General features: G+C 68.0%; 14 protein-coding genes. 7 read left to right on the top strand and 7 right to left on the bottom strand.

Annotated elements, in window-relative coordinates:
- The first annotated feature begins 44 nt into the window (after positions 1 to 44).
- The 3 genes from ACZ0AE_RS16625 to ACZ0AE_RS16615 all read left to right on the top strand — a co-directional run bounded on the left by ACZ0AE_RS16625 (position 45) and on the right by ACZ0AE_RS16615 (position 5,088).
- Positions 45 to 3,602, top strand: a complete 3,558-nt coding sequence (locus ACZ0AE_RS16625) for an autotransporter domain-containing protein (protein ID WP_038686328.1) — start codon at positions 45 to 47, stop codon at positions 3,600 to 3,602.
- Positions 3,603 to 3,718: 116 nt separating this feature from the next.
- Entirely contained in the window at positions 3,719 to 4,495 is a 777-nt protein-coding gene (locus ACZ0AE_RS16620; protein ID WP_038686330.1) for an AMP nucleosidase, read from the top strand.
- A 53-nt stretch (positions 4,496 to 4,548) separates the two neighbouring features.
- The gene (locus ACZ0AE_RS16615) at positions 4,549 to 5,088 is read left to right on the top strand and encodes a DUF924 family protein (RefSeq protein WP_038686332.1); all 540 of its coding nucleotides are present in this window, start codon (positions 4,549 to 4,551) and stop codon (positions 5,086 to 5,088) included.
- Between the two features lie 530 nt (positions 5,089 to 5,618).
- On the opposite strand, the gene grxD is transcribed toward ACZ0AE_RS16615, so the two are convergent.
- Positions 5,619 to 6,545: a Grx4 family monothiol glutaredoxin gene (grxD, locus tag ACZ0AE_RS16610; protein ID WP_447595623.1), complete on the bottom strand. Its 927-nt coding sequence runs from the start codon at positions 6,543 to 6,545 to the stop codon at positions 5,619 to 5,621.
- Positions 6,546 to 6,602: 57 nt separating this feature from the next.
- On the opposite strand from grxD, the gene ACZ0AE_RS16605 reads away from it, so the two are divergent.
- Positions 6,603 to 7,385, top strand: coding sequence for a polysaccharide deacetylase family protein (locus ACZ0AE_RS16605; protein WP_463601652.1), 783 nt, complete (start codon positions 6,603 to 6,605; stop codon positions 7,383 to 7,385).
- Between the two features lie 18 nt (positions 7,386 to 7,403).
- On the opposite strand, the gene ACZ0AE_RS16600 is transcribed toward ACZ0AE_RS16605, so the two are convergent.
- Genes ACZ0AE_RS16600 through ACZ0AE_RS16585 form a run of 4 tightly spaced genes read right to left on the bottom strand, consistent with a single transcriptional unit; the run spans position 7,404 to position 10,414 of the window.
- Positions 7,404 to 7,757 (bottom strand): hypothetical protein, encoded by a 354-nt coding sequence (locus tag ACZ0AE_RS16600; protein WP_463601651.1) that lies wholly within the window; start codon positions 7,755 to 7,757, stop codon positions 7,404 to 7,406.
- Between the two features lie 60 nt (positions 7,758 to 7,817).
- Positions 7,818 to 8,459, bottom strand: coding sequence for a class I SAM-dependent methyltransferase (locus tag ACZ0AE_RS16595; protein WP_081797132.1), 642 nt, complete (start codon positions 8,457 to 8,459; stop codon positions 7,818 to 7,820).
- A gap of 56 nt (positions 8,460 to 8,515) precedes the next feature.
- Positions 8,516 to 9,139, bottom strand: a complete 624-nt coding sequence (locus ACZ0AE_RS16590) for an SGNH/GDSL hydrolase family protein (protein ID WP_447595617.1) — start codon at positions 9,137 to 9,139, stop codon at positions 8,516 to 8,518.
- On the bottom strand, positions 9,140 to 10,414 hold the full coding sequence (locus ACZ0AE_RS16585; RefSeq protein WP_038686340.1) for a pyridoxal phosphate-dependent aminotransferase: 1,275 nt from the start codon (positions 10,412 to 10,414) through the stop codon (positions 9,140 to 9,142).
- Positions 10,415 to 10,556: 142 nt separating this feature from the next.
- On the opposite strand from ACZ0AE_RS16585, the gene rsgA reads away from it, so the two are divergent.
- Together rsgA and ACZ0AE_RS16575 are read left to right on the top strand one after the other, a co-directional pair.
- Positions 10,557 to 11,654, top strand: coding sequence for a ribosome small subunit-dependent GTPase A (gene rsgA / locus ACZ0AE_RS16580; RefSeq protein WP_463601650.1), 1,098 nt, complete (start codon positions 10,557 to 10,559; stop codon positions 11,652 to 11,654).
- Between the two features lie 116 nt (positions 11,655 to 11,770).
- The gene (locus tag ACZ0AE_RS16575; protein ID WP_038686344.1) at positions 11,771 to 13,012 is read left to right on the top strand and encodes a flavohemoglobin expression-modulating QEGLA motif protein; all 1,242 of its coding nucleotides are present in this window, start codon (positions 11,771 to 11,773) and stop codon (positions 13,010 to 13,012) included.
- Between the two features lie 53 nt (positions 13,013 to 13,065).
- On the opposite strand, the gene ACZ0AE_RS16570 is transcribed toward ACZ0AE_RS16575, so the two are convergent.
- The gene (locus ACZ0AE_RS16570; RefSeq protein ID WP_463601649.1) at positions 13,066 to 13,611 is read right to left on the bottom strand and encodes a DUF4274 domain-containing protein; all 546 of its coding nucleotides are present in this window, start codon (positions 13,609 to 13,611) and stop codon (positions 13,066 to 13,068) included.
- Between the two features lie 198 nt (positions 13,612 to 13,809).
- On the opposite strand from ACZ0AE_RS16570, the gene ACZ0AE_RS16565 reads away from it, so the two are divergent.
- Positions 13,810 to 16,107, top strand: coding sequence for a TonB-dependent receptor (locus ACZ0AE_RS16565; RefSeq protein WP_448134382.1), 2,298 nt, complete (start codon positions 13,810 to 13,812; stop codon positions 16,105 to 16,107).
- Positions 16,108 to 16,202: 95 nt separating this feature from the next.
- Here ACZ0AE_RS16565 and ACZ0AE_RS16560 read toward each other — a convergent pair whose 3' ends face one another.
- Positions 16,203 to 16,409, bottom strand: coding sequence for a PAAR domain-containing protein (locus ACZ0AE_RS16560; protein WP_463602108.1), 207 nt, complete (start codon positions 16,407 to 16,409; stop codon positions 16,203 to 16,205).
- Positions 16,410 to 16,454 lie beyond the last annotated feature (45 nt).

Raw genomic sequence — 16,454 nt, 5'->3', positions numbered from 1 at the left:
CACGTATTTGCTCTGAAAGCGCATCACTCAAGGAAGGTAAACAGATGAACCAGCGTTCTTCCGCAGTCTCCCGTCGCCCGTCGCCCAGCCTGTTGGCGACCACCATTGGCGGCATCCTGCTCAGCGCACTGGTGCTGCCCAGCGTGGCCAGCGCCGCCGACGACACCCTGACCAGTTACCAGCAGCAGCGCCTCGTGCAGCGTGCCGCCTACCAGCTGACCCCGAACGTGGTGGACGTGGCCCCGCGCACGAGCGCGGCGATCGTTCCGACCGCACCGGGTCCCACCCAGCCGACCATGGGCGTTGCCGGCGATGCAGCCAGCTGGCGCACCGACGAATTCAAGGCCGATTGGGGCCTGCAGGCCGTCAATGCCGAGTACGCCTATGCGCGCGGACTGACCGGCAAGGGCATCCGCCTGGGCGTGTTCGACAGCGGCACCGGGCTGGATCACGATGAGTTTGCCGGCAAGGACCATCGCAGCATCCACCTGGCCGACGTGATGCCGGATGGCACCCTGTGCACCAACACCGCCGCAGTGGACGGTCCGGACGCGTGCTTCGCCACGGATGGCGACCAGGTTGCCATCGAGTTCAACATCTTCGATCCCTCCTTCGACCAGCGCATCGTCGACCTGCTCAACAGCTGGGGGTACTTCGAAGGGGGCAGCTACGGCATCCACGGTACGCACGTCAGCGGCACGATCGCGGCCAACCGCGATGGCAGCGGCACCCATGGCGTTGCCTTCGGTGCCGACCTGAGCGTGGCGCGCCTGTTCTCCAACAGCGTCTCCTATTACACCGCCACGCCCGATGGCTACCTCGACGTGCAGAACGTAGCGTCCATCGGGGCGTCCAATTCGATCTTCCCGCAGTTGTACAACCAGCTCAACGAGCAGGGCGTGCGTGCGGTGAACCACAGCTGGGGCCTGGCAAGCGAGCCGAACTCGGAGGAGGATCTGGACTTCTACCTGTCCCACCCGGTGTTCGAAGAGCGGTTGCAGGCCATCGCTGACGGTTCGCGTGCCAAGGGCATGATCCAGGTGTGGGCCGCCGGCAACAGCGGCGTCAACCCGAGCCCGGAAGAAAGCCCGATCGCCGGCATGTACGCCTCGCTGCCGCGTGCGATGCCCGATATCGAGAAGTACTGGCTTGCCGTGGTCAACGTCGACCAGGACCTGGTGCTGAGCAACCAGTCGATGCGCTGCGGTTTTGCGGCCAACTGGTGCCTGGCCGCGCCCGGTACGGATATCAACTCCACGGTGTATGGCGGTGATTCGCAGGTCAACTCGGATCTGTACGCCGACGACAACGGCAACCTGATTCTGGACGTCCTGGAGCGCCTGCCGACCTACTCCTATGGGCTGCTGAGCGGCACGTCGATGGCGACGCCGCATGTGACCGGTGCGCTGGGTCTGTTGTTCGAGCGTTACCCGTACCTGGACAACGCGCAGGTACGCGACGTGCTGCTCACCACCGCCCGTGACCTCGGTGCAGCCGGCGTCGACGATGTCTACGGCTGGGGCCTGATGGACCTGCGCAAGGCTATCGAAGGCTACGGCCTGCTGCGCGTGGACACCGACGTGGTGATGAACCAGCGAGCCGGTGGCCTGAAGGTGTGGGAAGGCGATGCATGGGACGACTGGACCAACGACATCGGCGGCCCGGGCAAGCTGACCAAGTCCGGTATCGGCTGGCTGCGCCTGAGCGGTGACAACACCTTCAACGGCGCCGTCGTGCGCGAGGGCGTACTCGAGCTGGACGGCACCAATGCGCTCACCGCGTCGGTGGATGTGCAGGCGGGCCGGTTCGTGCTCAACGGCAGCCTGGTGGCCACCACCTTGAACAACCTCGGCGGCACCAGCGTCATCAGCGCCAAGGGCGTGCTCGACGGCTCGGCACTGAACGTCAGCGGCGGTACGGTGACCCTGGACGGCGTGCAGTCAGGCGCGGTGACGGAGGTCGGCACGGCCGGCACCTTCGTGCTCAACGGCAGCCTTGAGGCCGGTACGCTGCGCTCGTCGGGCACCACCCGGGTCAACGCCGACGCACTGCTGGAGAATGTGGACCTGTTCGTCAACGGCGGTACCGTGTCGTTCAACGGTCTGCAGCAGGGCGGCTCCACCGTGGTGGGGAGCAAGGGCGCGTTGAAGGGTATCGGCCGTCTCGGCGACACCCGCGTGGAAGGCATCATCGCGCCGGGCAACTCGATCGGCACGCTGACCATCGACGGCGACTACGTGCAGACCGCCAGCGGCATCTACCTGGCCGAACTGGCCCCGGGCAGCCGCAGCGACATGCTGCACGTGACCGGCACCGCCACCCTGGACGGCACCCTGAAGGCGCTGCCGGAAGTGGGCACCTATTACCTGGGCGAGCAGTTCAACTTCCTGCAGGCCGACGGCGGCGTCAACGGTCGCTTTGCGACGCTGGACTTCTCCTCGTTCTCGCCGTTCCTGAAGTTCAACCTGGGCTACGGCGCCAACGGCGTGCAGATCAACGTGGCCCGCGGCAACGCACTGGCCAGCGCGGCGGTAACCGCCAACCAGCGCGGCGTGGCCACCAGCGCCGACAGCCTGGGTATCAACCAGGGCCTGCCCAAGCCGCTGACCCAGTTGTTCCCGGCCCAGGTGGGCGCGGCACTGGATGCCTTGAGCGGTGAACTGCATGCCGCCACGCCGATGGCGTTGGTGGAAAGCAGCCGTTACCTGCGCGATGCCGCGCTCAGTCGCAGTGTCGGCGCGCGTGCGCCGGGTGCGGGCGATGCGGCCGCCACCGGCGCCTGGGTGCAGGCCATCGGCGGCAGCGGCAAGCTCGACGGCGATGCCAATGCGGCGCGCACGCAAAGCAACACCAGCGGGCTGCTGGTTGGTGCCGACCACCGCTTCGCGGGGGGCTGGCAGGTGGGCGGCCTGATCGGTACCGGGCGTACCGACAGCAAGCAGGCCCAGGGCCGTCGCGCCCGTGCGGAAATCGACAACACCCACCTGGGTGCCTACGTGGGCAACCAGTGGGGTGGGTTCGGCCTGCGCGCCGGTCTGGGCTACACCCGTCACGAAGTGGACAGCCGCCGCGAACTGGCCTTTGCCGGGTTCCAGGACGCACTGACCGCGCGTTACGACGCCAAGACCCGCCAGCTGTTCGTGGAAGGTGCCTACCGCATCGGCGGCGCCGAAGCGGGCCTGGAGCCGTACCTGCAGTTGGCGCGCGTGGAAGTGGACGTGGACGGCGTCAACGAGCAGGGTGGCGCGGCTGCGCTGCACGGCAACGTGGCCGATACCCGCACCACCATCGGCACCGCCGGTGTGCGCTTCGACCGCGGCCTGAAGACCGCGTGGCAGCAGGAAAGCTGGCTGCACGTGCGTGGCGGGGTGGGTTACCGCCGTGCCTCGGGCGACCGCAACCAGGTGGCCAACCTGGCCCTGGCCGGTGGCAGCGGCTACACCGTCAGTGGCGCGGCCATCGCCGACCATGCGGTGGTGGCCGAGCTGGGCCTGTCGGCCTGGTTGAGCCCGCGCAACCAGCTGGAACTGGGCTACAACGGCCAGTTCGGCAGCGAGTCGCGTGACCACGGTGCCACCGCGCGCTGGTCCGTGCAGTTCTGATCCAGCGGTAACGGCAGCACGGAAAAAGGCGGCCATTGGCCGCCTTTTTCTTGCTTGTTGGGTGCGCACCCGCAGAATAGGCACACTGGAACCACTTGCCGGACCGCACGCGCACTATGAAGAACAAACAGGAAATCGTCGAAAACTGGCTGCCGCGCTACACCGGCGTGCCGCTGGACCAGTTCGGCCAGCACATCCTGCTGACCAACTTCGCAGGCTACCTGCACACTTTTTCCCACCTCACCGGCGCGCCGGTGCAGGGCATGGACCGGCCGATGGCCAGCGTCACCAGCGATGACATCACGCTGATCAACTTCGGGATGGGCAGCCCCAACGCGGCCATCGTGATGGACCTGCTGTCGGCGGTGATGCCCAAGGCGGTGCTGTTCCTGGGCAAATGTGGCGGTCTGAAGCGCAAGAACCAGCTGGGCGACATGATCCTGCCGATCGCGGCGATCCGTGGCGAGGGCACCTCGGGCGACTATCTGCCGCCGGAAGTGCCGGCGCTGCCGGCGTTTGCGCTGCAGCGGGCGGTGTCCACCACCATCCGCGATCTGGGCCATGATTACTGGACGGGCACGGTCTATACGACCAACCGCCGGGTCTGGGAGCACGATGAGGCGTTCAAGGAGAAGCTGCGGCTGATGCGCTGCATGGCCATCGACATGGAGACGGCCACGCTGTTCGCGGCGGGCTTTGCCAACCACATCCCGATCGGGGCGCTGCTGCTGGTGTCCGACCAGCCGATGATCCCGGACGGGGTGAAAACCGAGGCGTCCGACGCCAAGGTCAGCTCGCAGTTCGTCGAAAACCATATCCAGATCGGTATCGAGGCGCTTAAGCTTATACGGCGCAACGGCAAGTCGGTCCGCCACCTGCGTTTTGACGAGTGATGGCAATGGAACCGGCGGGCGTCCTGGCGACGTTCCGCCCTCAGGGGTAGTGAATGGACGTGGCGGTACAAGTGGTGGAGTTCTGGCGCGATGCCGGCCCACAACAATGGTTCACGCGCGATGACGCGTTCGATGCGCGGTTCCGCGAGGCGTTCCTGGAGGAACACTTCGCGGCGGCGCGGCGTGGGCGCGAACATTGGCTGGGCAGCGCGGACGGTGCGCTGGCGCTGATGATTCTGCTCGACCAGTTCCCGCGTAACTGTTTCCGCGACACGGCCCATTCCTACGCGACCGACGGTCTGGCCCGGCACTACGCGATGCGCGCGGTGGAGGAGGGGTTGGATCTGCAGCTGGTGCCCAAGCTGCGTGCCTTCATCTATCTGCCGTTCGAGCATTCGGAAGATCCGCAGGACCAGGAGCGGTCGGTGGCGATGTTCGATGTGCTGGGCGACAAGGAGTACCTGCAGTTTGCCGAGCTGCACCGCGACATCATCCGTCGCTTCGGCCGTTTCCCGCACCGCAACGCGGTGTTGGGCCGGATGCCGACGCCGGAGGAGCTGGATTACCTGGCCGAGGGTGGGTTTGCGGGTTGAGGCTTTTAAAAAGCGGGAGCAACAGCAACTTCCACTTCAACAGCAACTGCAACAGCGGCGGGTGCGCGCGTGCGCTGGCTTGGCGGGTACGGGTGGGTTGGCGGGACACGCCGTAAATCCATCCCTGGAGGCTCGTGGGCGCCATCCATGGCGCCCAACGGTCCCGCCAACCCACCCGTACCCACCCATTGACAGTGTGCGGGTGCCCAACGAAAGAGCGGTAAAGCTCGAACACCTCTAACACCTCTAACGCTTCTGACACCTTGAACCAGCGGGTGCTGCTTGTGCTGTGTGTTTTCGCCATGGCTACCGGCCAACTGTCAGGGGGGGGGGTGTGGGGGTTCGCGGGACCGTTGGGCGCCATGGATGGCGCTCACGAGCCTACACGGACGTACTTGCGGCGTGTCCCGCGAACCCCCACACCCCCGCCCAGCCCGAGGCGTCACAGCCAAGCCGCCTTAGCTTGAAGAATCAAAACGAAAAACGCCGGCATTGCCGGCGTTTTTCTTTGAGCGCTGAACTGAGGTCGATCAGTACTTCGGCACGCTGTTGTCCACGTCGTTCGACCAGGCGTCGATGCCGCCGGTGATGTTGTGCACGTTGGTGAAACCCAAGGCGCGGAACTGCTCGGCGGCCTGTGCGCTGCGGCCGCCGTGGTGGCACAGGAAGCCCAGCGCGGTGTCCTTCGGCAGGGCTTCCAGACGGGCGCGGTTGTCACCGTCGAACGTCTCGAACGACGCGTTGATCGATGCGATCGCGCGCTCGTCGGCCGGGCGCACGTCCACCACCATCAGGCGGCCGGCACGCAGCTGGTCGTCGGCATCGCGCACCGCCAGATCCTTCACCGCACGCGGTGCGTTCGGGTTGTCGATCGCCAGACCCTTGCCGCGGATATCGTCCACCCAATCGATGGTGATGCCCTCGGCGCGACGCGCGCTGGCCAGATCGAACTGCACGCGCAGCCCGTTGGACTCGGCCGCGATCGCGTTGTCGTCGTGCGGGGCCAGCTGGAAGTTTGGCTGGAAGTTTGCATCGATGCCCAGCTGCAGCGACGCACCCGGTGCATCGGCCAGCGCGCCGCGCAGCATCTCAACCGCTGCCGGCGTCACCGTGATCGAGGGCGCCGTGCGGTCCGGTGCGGCCAGACCCAGCACGCTGCTCAGCTCACCGCTGCCGGCCATCTGCAGGATGATGTCGCTGCCGCCCACCAGCTCGCTGTCGATGTACAGCTGCGGGATGGTCGGCCAGTCGCCGTAGGCCTTGATGCCTTCGCGGATCTCCGCGTCGGCCAGCACGTTGACGTGGGCGAACTCCACGCCCAGGTCCTGCAGCGCGCCCACGGCCTTGGCCGAAAAACCGCACTGCGGCATGCTCGGCTGACCCTTCATGAACAGCACGACGCGGTTGGCGGTGAGGATGGATTCGATGCGCGAGCGCAGGGCGGGATCAAGGGACATGACGGTCGGGTCCGGCGTTTGGAACCGGTCATTCTACGCCGCATGGCATCATGGGGCATGACCGTACCGGAAACATTGCATCGCATTCCCCTGCGCCCCTGGCGCTGGCTGCCCTGGCTGCTGGTCTCACAGCTGCTGGTGGTGCTGGCGTGGGTGGGCCTGGGCTGGCCCGTCGGGCTGGCGCTGATGGTGGCCTCGCACGCGCTGTTCATGGTGCCCGTGTTCCTGCCCAACAGCCGCTTCTATGCCCCTGTGCTCAGCCGCCTGCCGGGCAGCGCGCCCCGGGTGTGGCTGACCATCGACGACGGCCCCTCGCCCGAAACCCCGGCGGTGCTGGACCTGCTGGACCGCTACCAGGCCAAGGCCACCTTCTTCCTGGTCGGCGAACGGGCCCTGGCCCAGCCCGAACTGGTGCGGCAGATGCTGGCCCGCGGCCACACCCTGGGCAACCACAGCCACCGCCACCCGCAGACCCGCTTCTGGCGGCTCGGGCGGGCGGCGATGGCCGACGAGATCGCGCAGTGCCAGCAGGCGCTGACCGCCCTCGCCGGGCAGCCGCCGCGCTGGTACCGCTCGGTGGTGGGCATGACCAACCCGTTCGTGGCCCCGGCATTGGCGCAGTGGCAGCTCACCCGCGTGGGCTGGAGCGCGCGCGGGTTTGACGGGGTCGATTGCCAGCCGGCGGCCGTGGTGGAGCGCATCGTGGCCGACCTGGGGCCGGGCGCCATCGTCCTGCTGCATGAGGGGGCCGCCCACGGACACAACCTGGCGATCATCGAAGCGGTGCTGCAGGCCCTGCAGGATCGTGGCCTGAGCGCGGTCCTACCCCACGCGGCGTAGGCGGCACGGGCCGCCGCGTTACGGCTGCATGCTGCCCGCCACCGGGTGCGCATGCTGCCATTGCTGGCGCATCCAGCTGACCAGCGACACCTGGGCCAGCAGCAGGGTGAGCGCCAGCCCCAGCGCCAGCACCCCGGTGACCCGCCGGCGGCGGTGCTGCAGCAGGCTGCCGATGCCCATCACCGTGGCCAGCACGGCCAGGCCGATGCTGATACACACCACCACCAGCAGCACCACCGGCAGCGTCTGCATCTGCGCATGGGCCGGGGTATGCGCGTAGTGCGCGCTGATCGCAAACATCACCAGCCCGCACAGGCTGATCACCAGCGCGGCGATGCCCAGGGCGGAATGTCGGGGCGACGGCGGGGTCATGCGGGCTCCATGCCGGTATCGGGGCGCGAGTATGCGCGTGCGCCGCGCCGCGCGCGACCCTCAGGCAAGCGCGGGCCGCTCGGCACTGACCAGCCAGTTGTTGAACGGGGTGTTGCCATACAGCGGGCGCATCTGCAGGTGCAGGCCCGCCGCTTCCAAGGGCGCGCGCACGCTGGCGGCGTCCGGATAGTGGCGCGGGCGCGTGCCCATCCACCCCACCAGGTGCGCCAGCATGTCGGTGATGCGGGTGGTGCGGTCGCGGCCGCTGTTGTCGGCCAGGGTGGTGCGGATCACCAGCCGCCCGCCCGGTGCCACGCGGGCGGCCGCCGCCTGCAGCAGCCCGGTCTGGGCGTGCGCGGGCAGGTACTGCAGCACATCCAGCAGCGCCACGCTGCCGTGGTGGGCGGGCAGGGTGGCACTGGCATCCAGGCAGTCGAAGCGCGCATCGGCCAGTGCTGCGCGCGTCCCGGCGCGTTGCGCACGGGCAATCTTGTCCGCATCGATGTCCACGCCCAGGTACGGCTGCCGGTGCCCGGCCTGGCGCAGCACGTGCGCCAGCAGGCCCAGGCCGCAGCCGATGTCGAGCAGGGCGCCGTGCGCGGGCGCCAGCGCGGCCAGTACGCCCGGGTACAACGGATCGCTGCCGAGCTTGCCGCGGCTGTAGTAGTAATCGCGTCGGTTGCCGAAGCGCTGGGCCGGCATGAACGCGTCAGCGATGCGGCGGGCCTGTTCCTTGGCCAGTGGCAGGGCGTCCGTGCTCAGCGCGGCACCTCGTCGGCCAGCTGCACGCGCGCCACCTGGAACGCGCGTTCGGTCCACAGCGCGTACATCGCCGCAGAGGGATGCAGGCCATCGTCGACCAGCATCACCGCTTCGCCGCCGGGTACCCGGCTGAGGTCGGTGATGTCGATGAACGACACGCCGTGTTCGGCGCAGATCGCGGCGGCGGCCGCGTTGTAGGCGTCCAGTTCCTGCCCGACCTGCACACGGTCGCGGTTGTTGTCGCGCGCATACGGGGTTACGCCCCAATCGGGAATGGACAGCACCAGCACGCGCTGCGCACGGTCACCGGCAAAGCCGAGTGCGCGCTGCAGCAGCGCGGTGAAGCGCGGGCGGTAGTCGTCCACGCTGCGGCCGCGGTACTGGTCGTTCACCCCGATCAGCAGGCTGACCAGGCCGAACGGCCCCTGCGGCGCGGCGGCATCGATGCCGGCCTCCAGCTCGTCGGTGGTCCAGCCGGTGGTGGCGATGATCTGCGGGTCGTCCACCGCCACGCCGATGTCGCGCAGGCCGGCCACCAGCTGCAGTGGCCAACGCGCGGCCGGTTCAACCCCTTCGCCGATGGTGTAGGAGTCGCCCAGGGCCAGGTAGGACAGGGCCACTCAGGCCACCGCGCTGCGCGGCTTCAGCGGCACTACTTTGGTATTCGCTTCGGCACGCCGGGCCAACGCGCGGTCGATGCGGGCGAAGACATCGCGCATCACCTCTGCTTCGGGCAGCAGGGTGACCCGGAAGTGGTGGCGGTAGGGCACATTGAAGCTCGAGCCCGGGACCACCAGCACGCCTTCCTCGTTCATCAGTTCCAGCGCGAAATCGTGGTCGTCGAAGCTGCGGGCCGCCGGCCCGACCACCGCCGGGAAGGCGTACAGCGCGCCGGCCGGTGCCACCAGCGACAGGTGCTCGCTGGCGTTGCAGGCCTCGATCACCGCACGGCGGGTTTCATACAGGCGGCCACCGGGCGCGCACAGCGCCGAGACGGTGTCCGGGCCGTTGACGGCCGCATCGATGGCGTACTGGCCGGGCACGTTGGCGCACAGGCGCAGCGCGCTCAGCAGGTCCATCGCCGCGCGGAACTCGCCCAGCCGTTCGGCTGCACCGGACAGCATCGCCCAGCCCACCCGCCAGCCACAGGCGCGGTGGACCTTGCTCAGCCCGCTGAAGGTGATGCACGGATGCTCGCCGGCCAGCGGGGCCACCGGGTGGAACTGCGCGTCGTCGTACAGGATCTGGTCGTAGATCTCATCGACCATCAGCAGCAGGTTGTGCTTGGCGGCGATGGCGACGATGCGCTCCAGCAGGTCGCGCGAGTAGCTGGCGCCGCTGGGGTTGTTCGGGTTGATCAGCACGATGGCGCGGGTGCGCGAGGACACCAGCGTCTCGATTTCCACCGGGTCCGGCTGGAAGCCGTTCTCCGGGGCGCAGCGGTAGTACACCGGGCGGCCGTCGTTGAGGATGGTGGCCGCCGACCACAGCGGGTAGTCGGGCGAGGGCACCAGCACTTCATCGCCGGGGTTGAGCAGGGCGCGCAGCGACAGGTCGATCAGCTCGCTGACACCATTGCCGACGAACACCCGGTCCGGATGCGCATCGGGCGCGCCACGGCGGGCGTAGGCGGCGGCGATGGCCTCGCGGGCCTCCGGCAGGCCCTGCTGGTGGGTATACGGGTCGGTGCGGCCCATGTCGTCGGCGATCGCGCGCTGCAGGTGTTCCGGTGCGCGGAAGCCGAAGTTGCCCGGGTTGCCGATGTTCAGCTTGATCAGCTTGCGCCCCTGGGCCTCCAGCTCACGCGCTCGCCGCGCCAGTTCGCCCCGGATTTCGTAGCGGACTTCGGACAGGCGCTCGCGGGTGGCAAGCGGCTTGATCGGGGGCGTGGACATGACTGGGCCGTTGGAGGGCATGGAATCTGCATGGTAGCGGAATTGGTGCGTTGCGGGGCAAGCCCCGCCGGGGCCAAAACCCCATTGTTGGCGGGCGGTTGCCGGGCCCGGCCGGAGCGGCGGGGGAGGGTAGAATGGGGCGATGAGCGAACCGATCGATTTCCGCGCCCTGCAGACCATAGGCTGGCCCTGGGCAGGCGCCCCCGAGCTGCCCAGCTGGCAGGCCTTGTTCGATGCACACCCGCAGGCCCGTCCGGGCCGGGTGATCGAGCAGCACCGCACCGGCTACATCGTGGCCGACATGCCGGACGCGGCGATCAAGACCGAATCCCCGCCGGAGTGGCAGCGGCCGCGGTTTCCCAGCCATGAACGCGCGGCAGTGGGCGACTGGGTGCTGCTGGACGGCATCAAGATCATCGCGCTGCTGCCGCGGCGCACCGCGATCAAGCGCGGGGCGGCCGGCGAGCATTACCACCAGCAGGTGATCGCGGCCAACATCGATACCGTGTTCATCGTGTGCGGCCTGGATGCGGACTTCAACCCGCGCCGGATCGAGCGCTACCTGCTGCTGGTGGGCGGTGGCGGCGCGCAGCCGGTGGTGGTGCTGACCAAGGCCGACCAGACCGAGTACAGCCAGGATGCCCTGGACGTGCTGGAAGAGCTGGCCGCGCAGGACATTCCGCTGCTGGCCATCAACGGCCGCGACCCGGCCAGCGCGTCGGCGCTGCTGCCGTGGCTGGGCGCGGGGCGCACCGTGGTGCTGGTGGGGTCGTCGGGGGCGGGCAAGTCCACGCTGACCAACACCCTGCTCGGCGAGGAGCGCATGAAAACCGCCGACGTGCGTGTGAACGACTCGCGCGGCCGCCACACCACCACCCACCGCGCCTTGATCCCGCTGCCGGCCGGTGCCTGCCTGATCGATACACCCGGCATGCGCGAGCTCAAGCCGACCGGTGAAGAGGCCTTGAGCGAAGGCGGTTTCTCCGACGTGGAAGCCCTGTCGGCGCAATGCCGTTTCCGCGATTGCGCGCACCAGCGTGAGCCGGGCTGCGCGATCCGTGCGGCCATCGAAGATGGCTCGCTGGATGAAGAACGCCTGTTGAACTACTTCAAGCTGAAGGAAGAAGTGGCGGCCGCGGCGGCCAAGCTGGCGGTGCGCCAGGCGCAGCAGGCCATCGAGCGCAAGCACGTGGGCAAGGGCGCGCAGTGGCGACCGGGCGGAAAGGGCGGCCGGCGATAACCCACGTGCCGCCACCGGTGGGTCGACCACGATCGGGCGGTGTGCGGCGGCCGTGGTGGGGCCGCGGGTAGAGCCACCCCATGGGTGGCTGCTATTGTCCGCCCATGGACACACCGATGACCGTGGATCGTGAGGTGGCCCACCACACCGCGCTCGATGCGCAGCTGGTGGAGGCGGTGGGCGGCATCAAGCTGCTTGGCCTGACCAGTTGGCCGGCCGCGCTGCAGGCACCGTTCCTGGCCAGCGTCGCGCGCGGCAATCCGGTGCTGCCCCAGGTGTCCTATCCCCGGCTGGACTTCAGCGATACGCGCCGTGCCCTGGCCGCGATCAGCGCCCAATGCGATCCCACCCATCCCATCGGCCTGTATGTGCAGCGCTCGGCGCACAGCTGGGACCTGGCCGCCGGCCTTCTGGAATCGCTGGGCACCGCCGCGGTGGACCACTATTCGGTGGAGCTGTTCGGCGCGCCCGAGCACCCGCTGCCCGGCAACGGCCCCAGTACCCGCGAGGCAGCACGCCACTTCATCCAGATCGCGCAGGAACTGGACCACGAACTGCTTGCCCCCGAAGAACAGGTGCCGGTCTCGGCCACCGCGCTGCAGCTGCAGCTGCAAAGCGACCTGGACGCTTTCTTCGAATCGCGCATCATCAGCGTGCAGCTCGACCCGGAGCTGATTTCCAAAGCCGCCGCCGGTCCCACCCGCATCCGCCTGCGCACCAGTGCACGCTTCAGCGCCTACGACCGCGCGCAGCTGTTCCACCACGAAGCGCTGGTGCATTCGTTGACCGCCCTCAACGGACGCGAGCAGCCGCACCTGCCCAGCCTGGCGTTGTCCTCGCCGCGGGTCACCGCCACCCAGGAAGGGCTGGCCACGTTCGCCGAACAGATCACCGGCAGCATCGACATCGAACGGCTCAAGCGCATCAGCCTGCGCACCGAAGCCATCGCGATGGCGCGCGAAGGCGCCGATTTCATCCAGGTGTTCCGCTACTTCTGCGAGGCCGGGCAGAACAACGAAGAGAGTTTCGCCTCGGCCCAGCGCGTGTTCCGCGGCGTGCCGCCGACCGGCGGCGCGGCCTTCACCAAGGACACCGTGTACCTGCGCGGGTTGGTGTCGGTGCACACCTTCTTCCGCCACATGCTGGCCGAAGACCGCCTGCAGGTCTGCCGCTGGCTGTTTGCCGGCAAGATGTCGCTGCACGATGCCATCGCCTTCGCGCCGCTGTTTGAAGAGGGCATCCTGCGCCCGCCGCGCTGGTTGCCGCACTGGGTCAGCCGCGCCAATGGCCTGGCCGGCATGCTGGCGTTTTCGCTGTTCGCCAACCGCATCCGCATGGACCAGCTGGCCGCCGAGTAGGTCACCACCGTTGGTGGTGACGTACCTGACGCGTCACCACCAACGGTGGTGACCTACCGCGGGTTCGCTTCTTCCCAGGCGATATGCACGTCAGCCAGCTCGTACAGCTGCTCGACCAGCGCCATCGGCAGGCCGTCGTCGTAGTCCTCGTCGTAGGCTTCATCGAACGGATCGATCTGATGCTCGCCGTCCACGGCCTGCAGCATCTGCGCCGGCACGCGCTGCAGTTCGGCGGCCGAATGCTCGTTCGGACCGGCGCCGTCCCACCGGGTTGGATCGAAGCCGATACCGTGGTCGGCATAGAAACCGTCCAGGAAGCGTTGCTGCACCAAGCCGATGAACTGGTGGGTGTCGCGATCGTAGTCGGGCACGTCGTCCAGCGTTTCGTACTGCGCATGCGCGCCAGCACCCACGCTCCAGAACAGCATCAGCGCCGTGGCGCGGTCCAGGTCGGGCTGGTCGGCCAGCCATGCCAGGGCGCGCTGGTTGTCACCGTAGTTGGAGCGCGCCACATAGAGGTGCCGCTGTTCCGGCGTGGCCTGCACCAGATGGGCGTGCAGCAGGGCCCACTTGGTGGCCTCGTACTCTTGTTCGTTCATTGTCTGCTGTCCCTGCCGTTGCGGTAAGGCAGGCATTGTACGTGCGGTGCATACGGGGAGCATGCACGCACGGTTTCGCGCGTCGGGTCGCATTTCATACGCCGCACCCCGTGGCGTAAGAATCCTTTCATGTTGCGCTCGCATGATGGTCACGCACCTGCAGTGCGCAGGTCATCACCCCCCATGCAACGGACTACCATGCTTACCCGACCCCTGACGATCGCCGTGGCGATTGCGCTGTGCGCCGCCAATGCCCACGCTGCCGACGTAGCCGCCAACGCAGGCCCCGATGCCACCGTTGCGCTCAGCGCGCAGACCCTGGACACCGTGTCGGTGATCGGCCAGGGCGAAACCCGCCAGGTGCAGCGCATTGGCACGGTGGACAAGCAGGTGCTGCCGCCGGGCACCAGCGGCCAGAAGATCCTCGACCGCCTGCCGGGCGTGTCGGTGCAGTCCAACGATGCCTTCGGCGCCAACGAGGAATCGCAGAGCATCACCCTGCGCGGCTTCGACAAGAGCCGCCTGGGCTACACGCTGGACGGCATTCCGCTGGGCGACAACAGCTACGGCAACTACAACGGCCTGAGCATCGCGCGTGCCCTGATCGCCGAGAACCTGGCCGGGGCGGAACTGTCCCAGGGCATCGGCTCGCTGGGCGTGGCGTCCACCAGCAACCTGGGTGGCACCATCCAGTACTTCTCTCAGGACCCGTCCACCGAATTCGGCGGCCGTGCCAGCGTGACCGTGGGCGACGACAACCAGCGCCGTGGCTACCTGCGCGTGGACACCGGCGACCTCAACGGTTTCTCGGCCTACGTGTCCGGCGTGCACCAGGATTCGGACATGTGGGCCGCGCCGAACCAGAACCAGACCACGCGCCAGTTCAATGCCAAGGCCGTGTGGAACGTGGGCGACCACCGCTTTGGTGCGTTCGCCGCCACCTCGCGGGTGAGCCAGGCCAACTACGCCTACCTGTCCAAGGACATGCTGCGGCGTGGCCTGGGCTATGACTGGAACATCTACGCGCCGGACTGGGACCGCGCCGTGGCCGCCGCGTACTGCGCGCCGGGCACCTACAACGCGCAGAAGTGCGCTTTCAGCGGGGGCGTCAACAGCATTGACGATGCCTACTACCAGAGCCGTGCGCTGCGCGACGACAACCTGTACGCGCTGGATGCCGACCTCGCGCTGGGCGACACCGCGCGCCTGAAGCTGCTCGGCTACCATCATGAAAACCGTGGCCAAGGCCACTGGTGGGCACCGGGCCAGCCGTCCTACCCGGGCACCGCGCAGGCGCTGCCGATCTCCATCCGCAGCACCAACTACACCATCAACCGCCAGGGCATCACCGCCGCGCTGAGCTGGCAGTGGGGCATCCACGAGCTGGAAGCGGGCCTGTGGTACGAGCGCAACGACCACAACGTGGAGCGCAACTTCTACTACATCACCGGTCCGTTCCTGGACGACGCCTACCTGAACTACCCGAACCGCCGCCTGTTCGACCAGGACTTCGACATCCGCACGCGCCAGTTCTACGTGCAGGACCGCATGCGTTTCCTGGATGACCGCCTGACCGTCGATGTGGGCATCAAGAGCCCCAACACCCGCATGACCGCCAACGCGAAGCCGGGCACCGAGGCCAGCTACGCGTCGGGCACGCTGACCGCCAAGGAATCGGTGCTGCCGCAGGCCGGCATCGGCTTCAAGCTGAGCCCCAACCAGGAGCTGTTCGCCTCGTACTCGGAGAACATCGCCGCGTTCGTCGGCGGTGGCAGCGGCGGCCCGCTGCAGGTGTCGCCGGAATCGTTCGCGGCCAGCGCCGGGCTGGAGCCGGAGAAGTCCAAGACGCTGGAAGCGGGCTTCCGCACCTTCGGCGAAAAGTACCAGGCCTCGATCGCGGCGTACCACGTCATGTTCGACAACCGCCTGCTCTCGCTCAACCCGTGCACCAGCATCGAGGTGGGCACGCGCCCGGAGTGCATCACGCGCTTCATCAACGTGGGCTCGGTGAAGAGCCGCGGCGCCGAGTTGACCTTTATCCTGAAGCCGGTGGATGGCCTGCAGTGGTACAACGCGCTGTCGTGGAACAAGACCACCTACGAGGACAACTACACCTCCGGCGGGGCGATCGTGCCGGTGGCCGGCAAGATCACCGTGGACACCCCGCAGCGCATGGCATCCAGTGAAATCAGCTGGAACCGCGATGGCTACTTCGCCAGCCTGCGCGCCAAGTACACCGGCAAACGCTATTACACCTACACCAACGACCAGTCGGTGGCAGGCGTGACCACCTTCGATGCGGGCGTGGGCTATTCGTTCGGCCCCGGCCTGGGCCTGCGCGACGTCAAGGTGTCGCTCAACGCAACCAACCTCACCAACAAGCGCTACGCCGGCCAGCTCAGCTCGTTCGCCCCGACCGACCCCACCGGCACCCGCTACGCGATCCACGCCAGCGCGCCGCGCCAGGTGTTCATGACGGTGGCAGCGGAGTTCTGACCAACGCGGGCACCGCCAAACGCCACCCCCGCGGTAGCCACCGACCGTTGGTCGGTGGTGCCGGGTTCCCGCGTGTGCCGACCAACGGTCGGCACCTACCGGATACGAACGTGCGTAGCATGCCCGGCGATGCCGTGGCAGCCACAGGCCAGGCGGTGGCCATCCACGACCACCGCCTGGCCTTCCACCCGCACCCGTTCGCTGCCCTCCACAAACGCATGACGCCCGGGATGCAGCAGGCACGTGGCCAGATCGCCAACCACGGCGATCGCGCGGCCGCCAATGTGGCGACGGCCATCCATCTGACATGAGACGACCTCGCCCCCGCCACTGGTGGGATCGCCCAG

Source organism: Stenotrophomonas sp. AC248, from assembly GCF_979258185.1.
Note: the sequence above shows the minus strand (reverse complement) of the source record. Positions and strands in the feature narration are given on the sequence as shown.

What these genes read in the sequence shown, in the direction of transcription:
- ACZ0AE_RS16625 (WP_038686328.1), top strand. Translation starts at nt 45, where the DNA reads ATGAACCAGCGTTCTTCCGCAGTCTCCCGTCGCCCGTCGCCCAGCCTG.
- ACZ0AE_RS16620 (WP_038686330.1), top strand. Translation starts at nt 3,719, where the DNA reads ATGAAGAACAAACAGGAAATCGTCGAAAACTGGCTGCCGCGCTACACC.
- ACZ0AE_RS16615 (WP_038686332.1), top strand. Translation starts at nt 4,549, where the DNA reads ATGGACGTGGCGGTACAAGTGGTGGAGTTCTGGCGCGATGCCGGCCCA.
- grxD (WP_447595623.1), bottom strand. Translation starts at nt 6,545, where the DNA reads ATGTCCCTTGATCCCGCCCTGCGCTCGCGCATCGAATCCATCCTCACC.
- ACZ0AE_RS16605 (WP_463601652.1), top strand. Translation starts at nt 6,603, where the DNA reads ATGACCGTACCGGAAACATTGCATCGCATTCCCCTGCGCCCCTGGCGC.
- ACZ0AE_RS16600 (WP_463601651.1), bottom strand. Translation starts at nt 7,757, where the DNA reads ATGACCCCGCCGTCGCCCCGACATTCCGCCCTGGGCATCGCCGCGCTG.
- ACZ0AE_RS16595 (WP_081797132.1), bottom strand. Translation starts at nt 8,459, where the DNA reads ATGCCGGCCCAGCGCTTCGGCAACCGACGCGATTACTACTACAGCCGC.
- ACZ0AE_RS16585 (WP_038686340.1), bottom strand. Translation starts at nt 10,414, where the DNA reads ATGTCCACGCCCCCGATCAAGCCGCTTGCCACCCGCGAGCGCCTGTCC.
- rsgA (WP_463601650.1), top strand. Translation starts at nt 10,557, where the DNA reads ATGAGCGAACCGATCGATTTCCGCGCCCTGCAGACCATAGGCTGGCCC.
- ACZ0AE_RS16575 (WP_038686344.1), top strand. Translation starts at nt 11,771, where the DNA reads ATGACCGTGGATCGTGAGGTGGCCCACCACACCGCGCTCGATGCGCAG.
- ACZ0AE_RS16570 (WP_463601649.1), bottom strand. Translation starts at nt 13,611, where the DNA reads ATGAACGAACAAGAGTACGAGGCCACCAAGTGGGCCCTGCTGCACGCC.
- ACZ0AE_RS16565 (WP_448134382.1), top strand. Translation starts at nt 13,810, where the DNA reads ATGCTTACCCGACCCCTGACGATCGCCGTGGCGATTGCGCTGTGCGCC.
- ACZ0AE_RS16560 (WP_463602108.1), bottom strand. Translation starts at nt 16,409, where the DNA reads ATGGATGGCCGTCGCCACATTGGCGGCCGCGCGATCGCCGTGGTTGGC.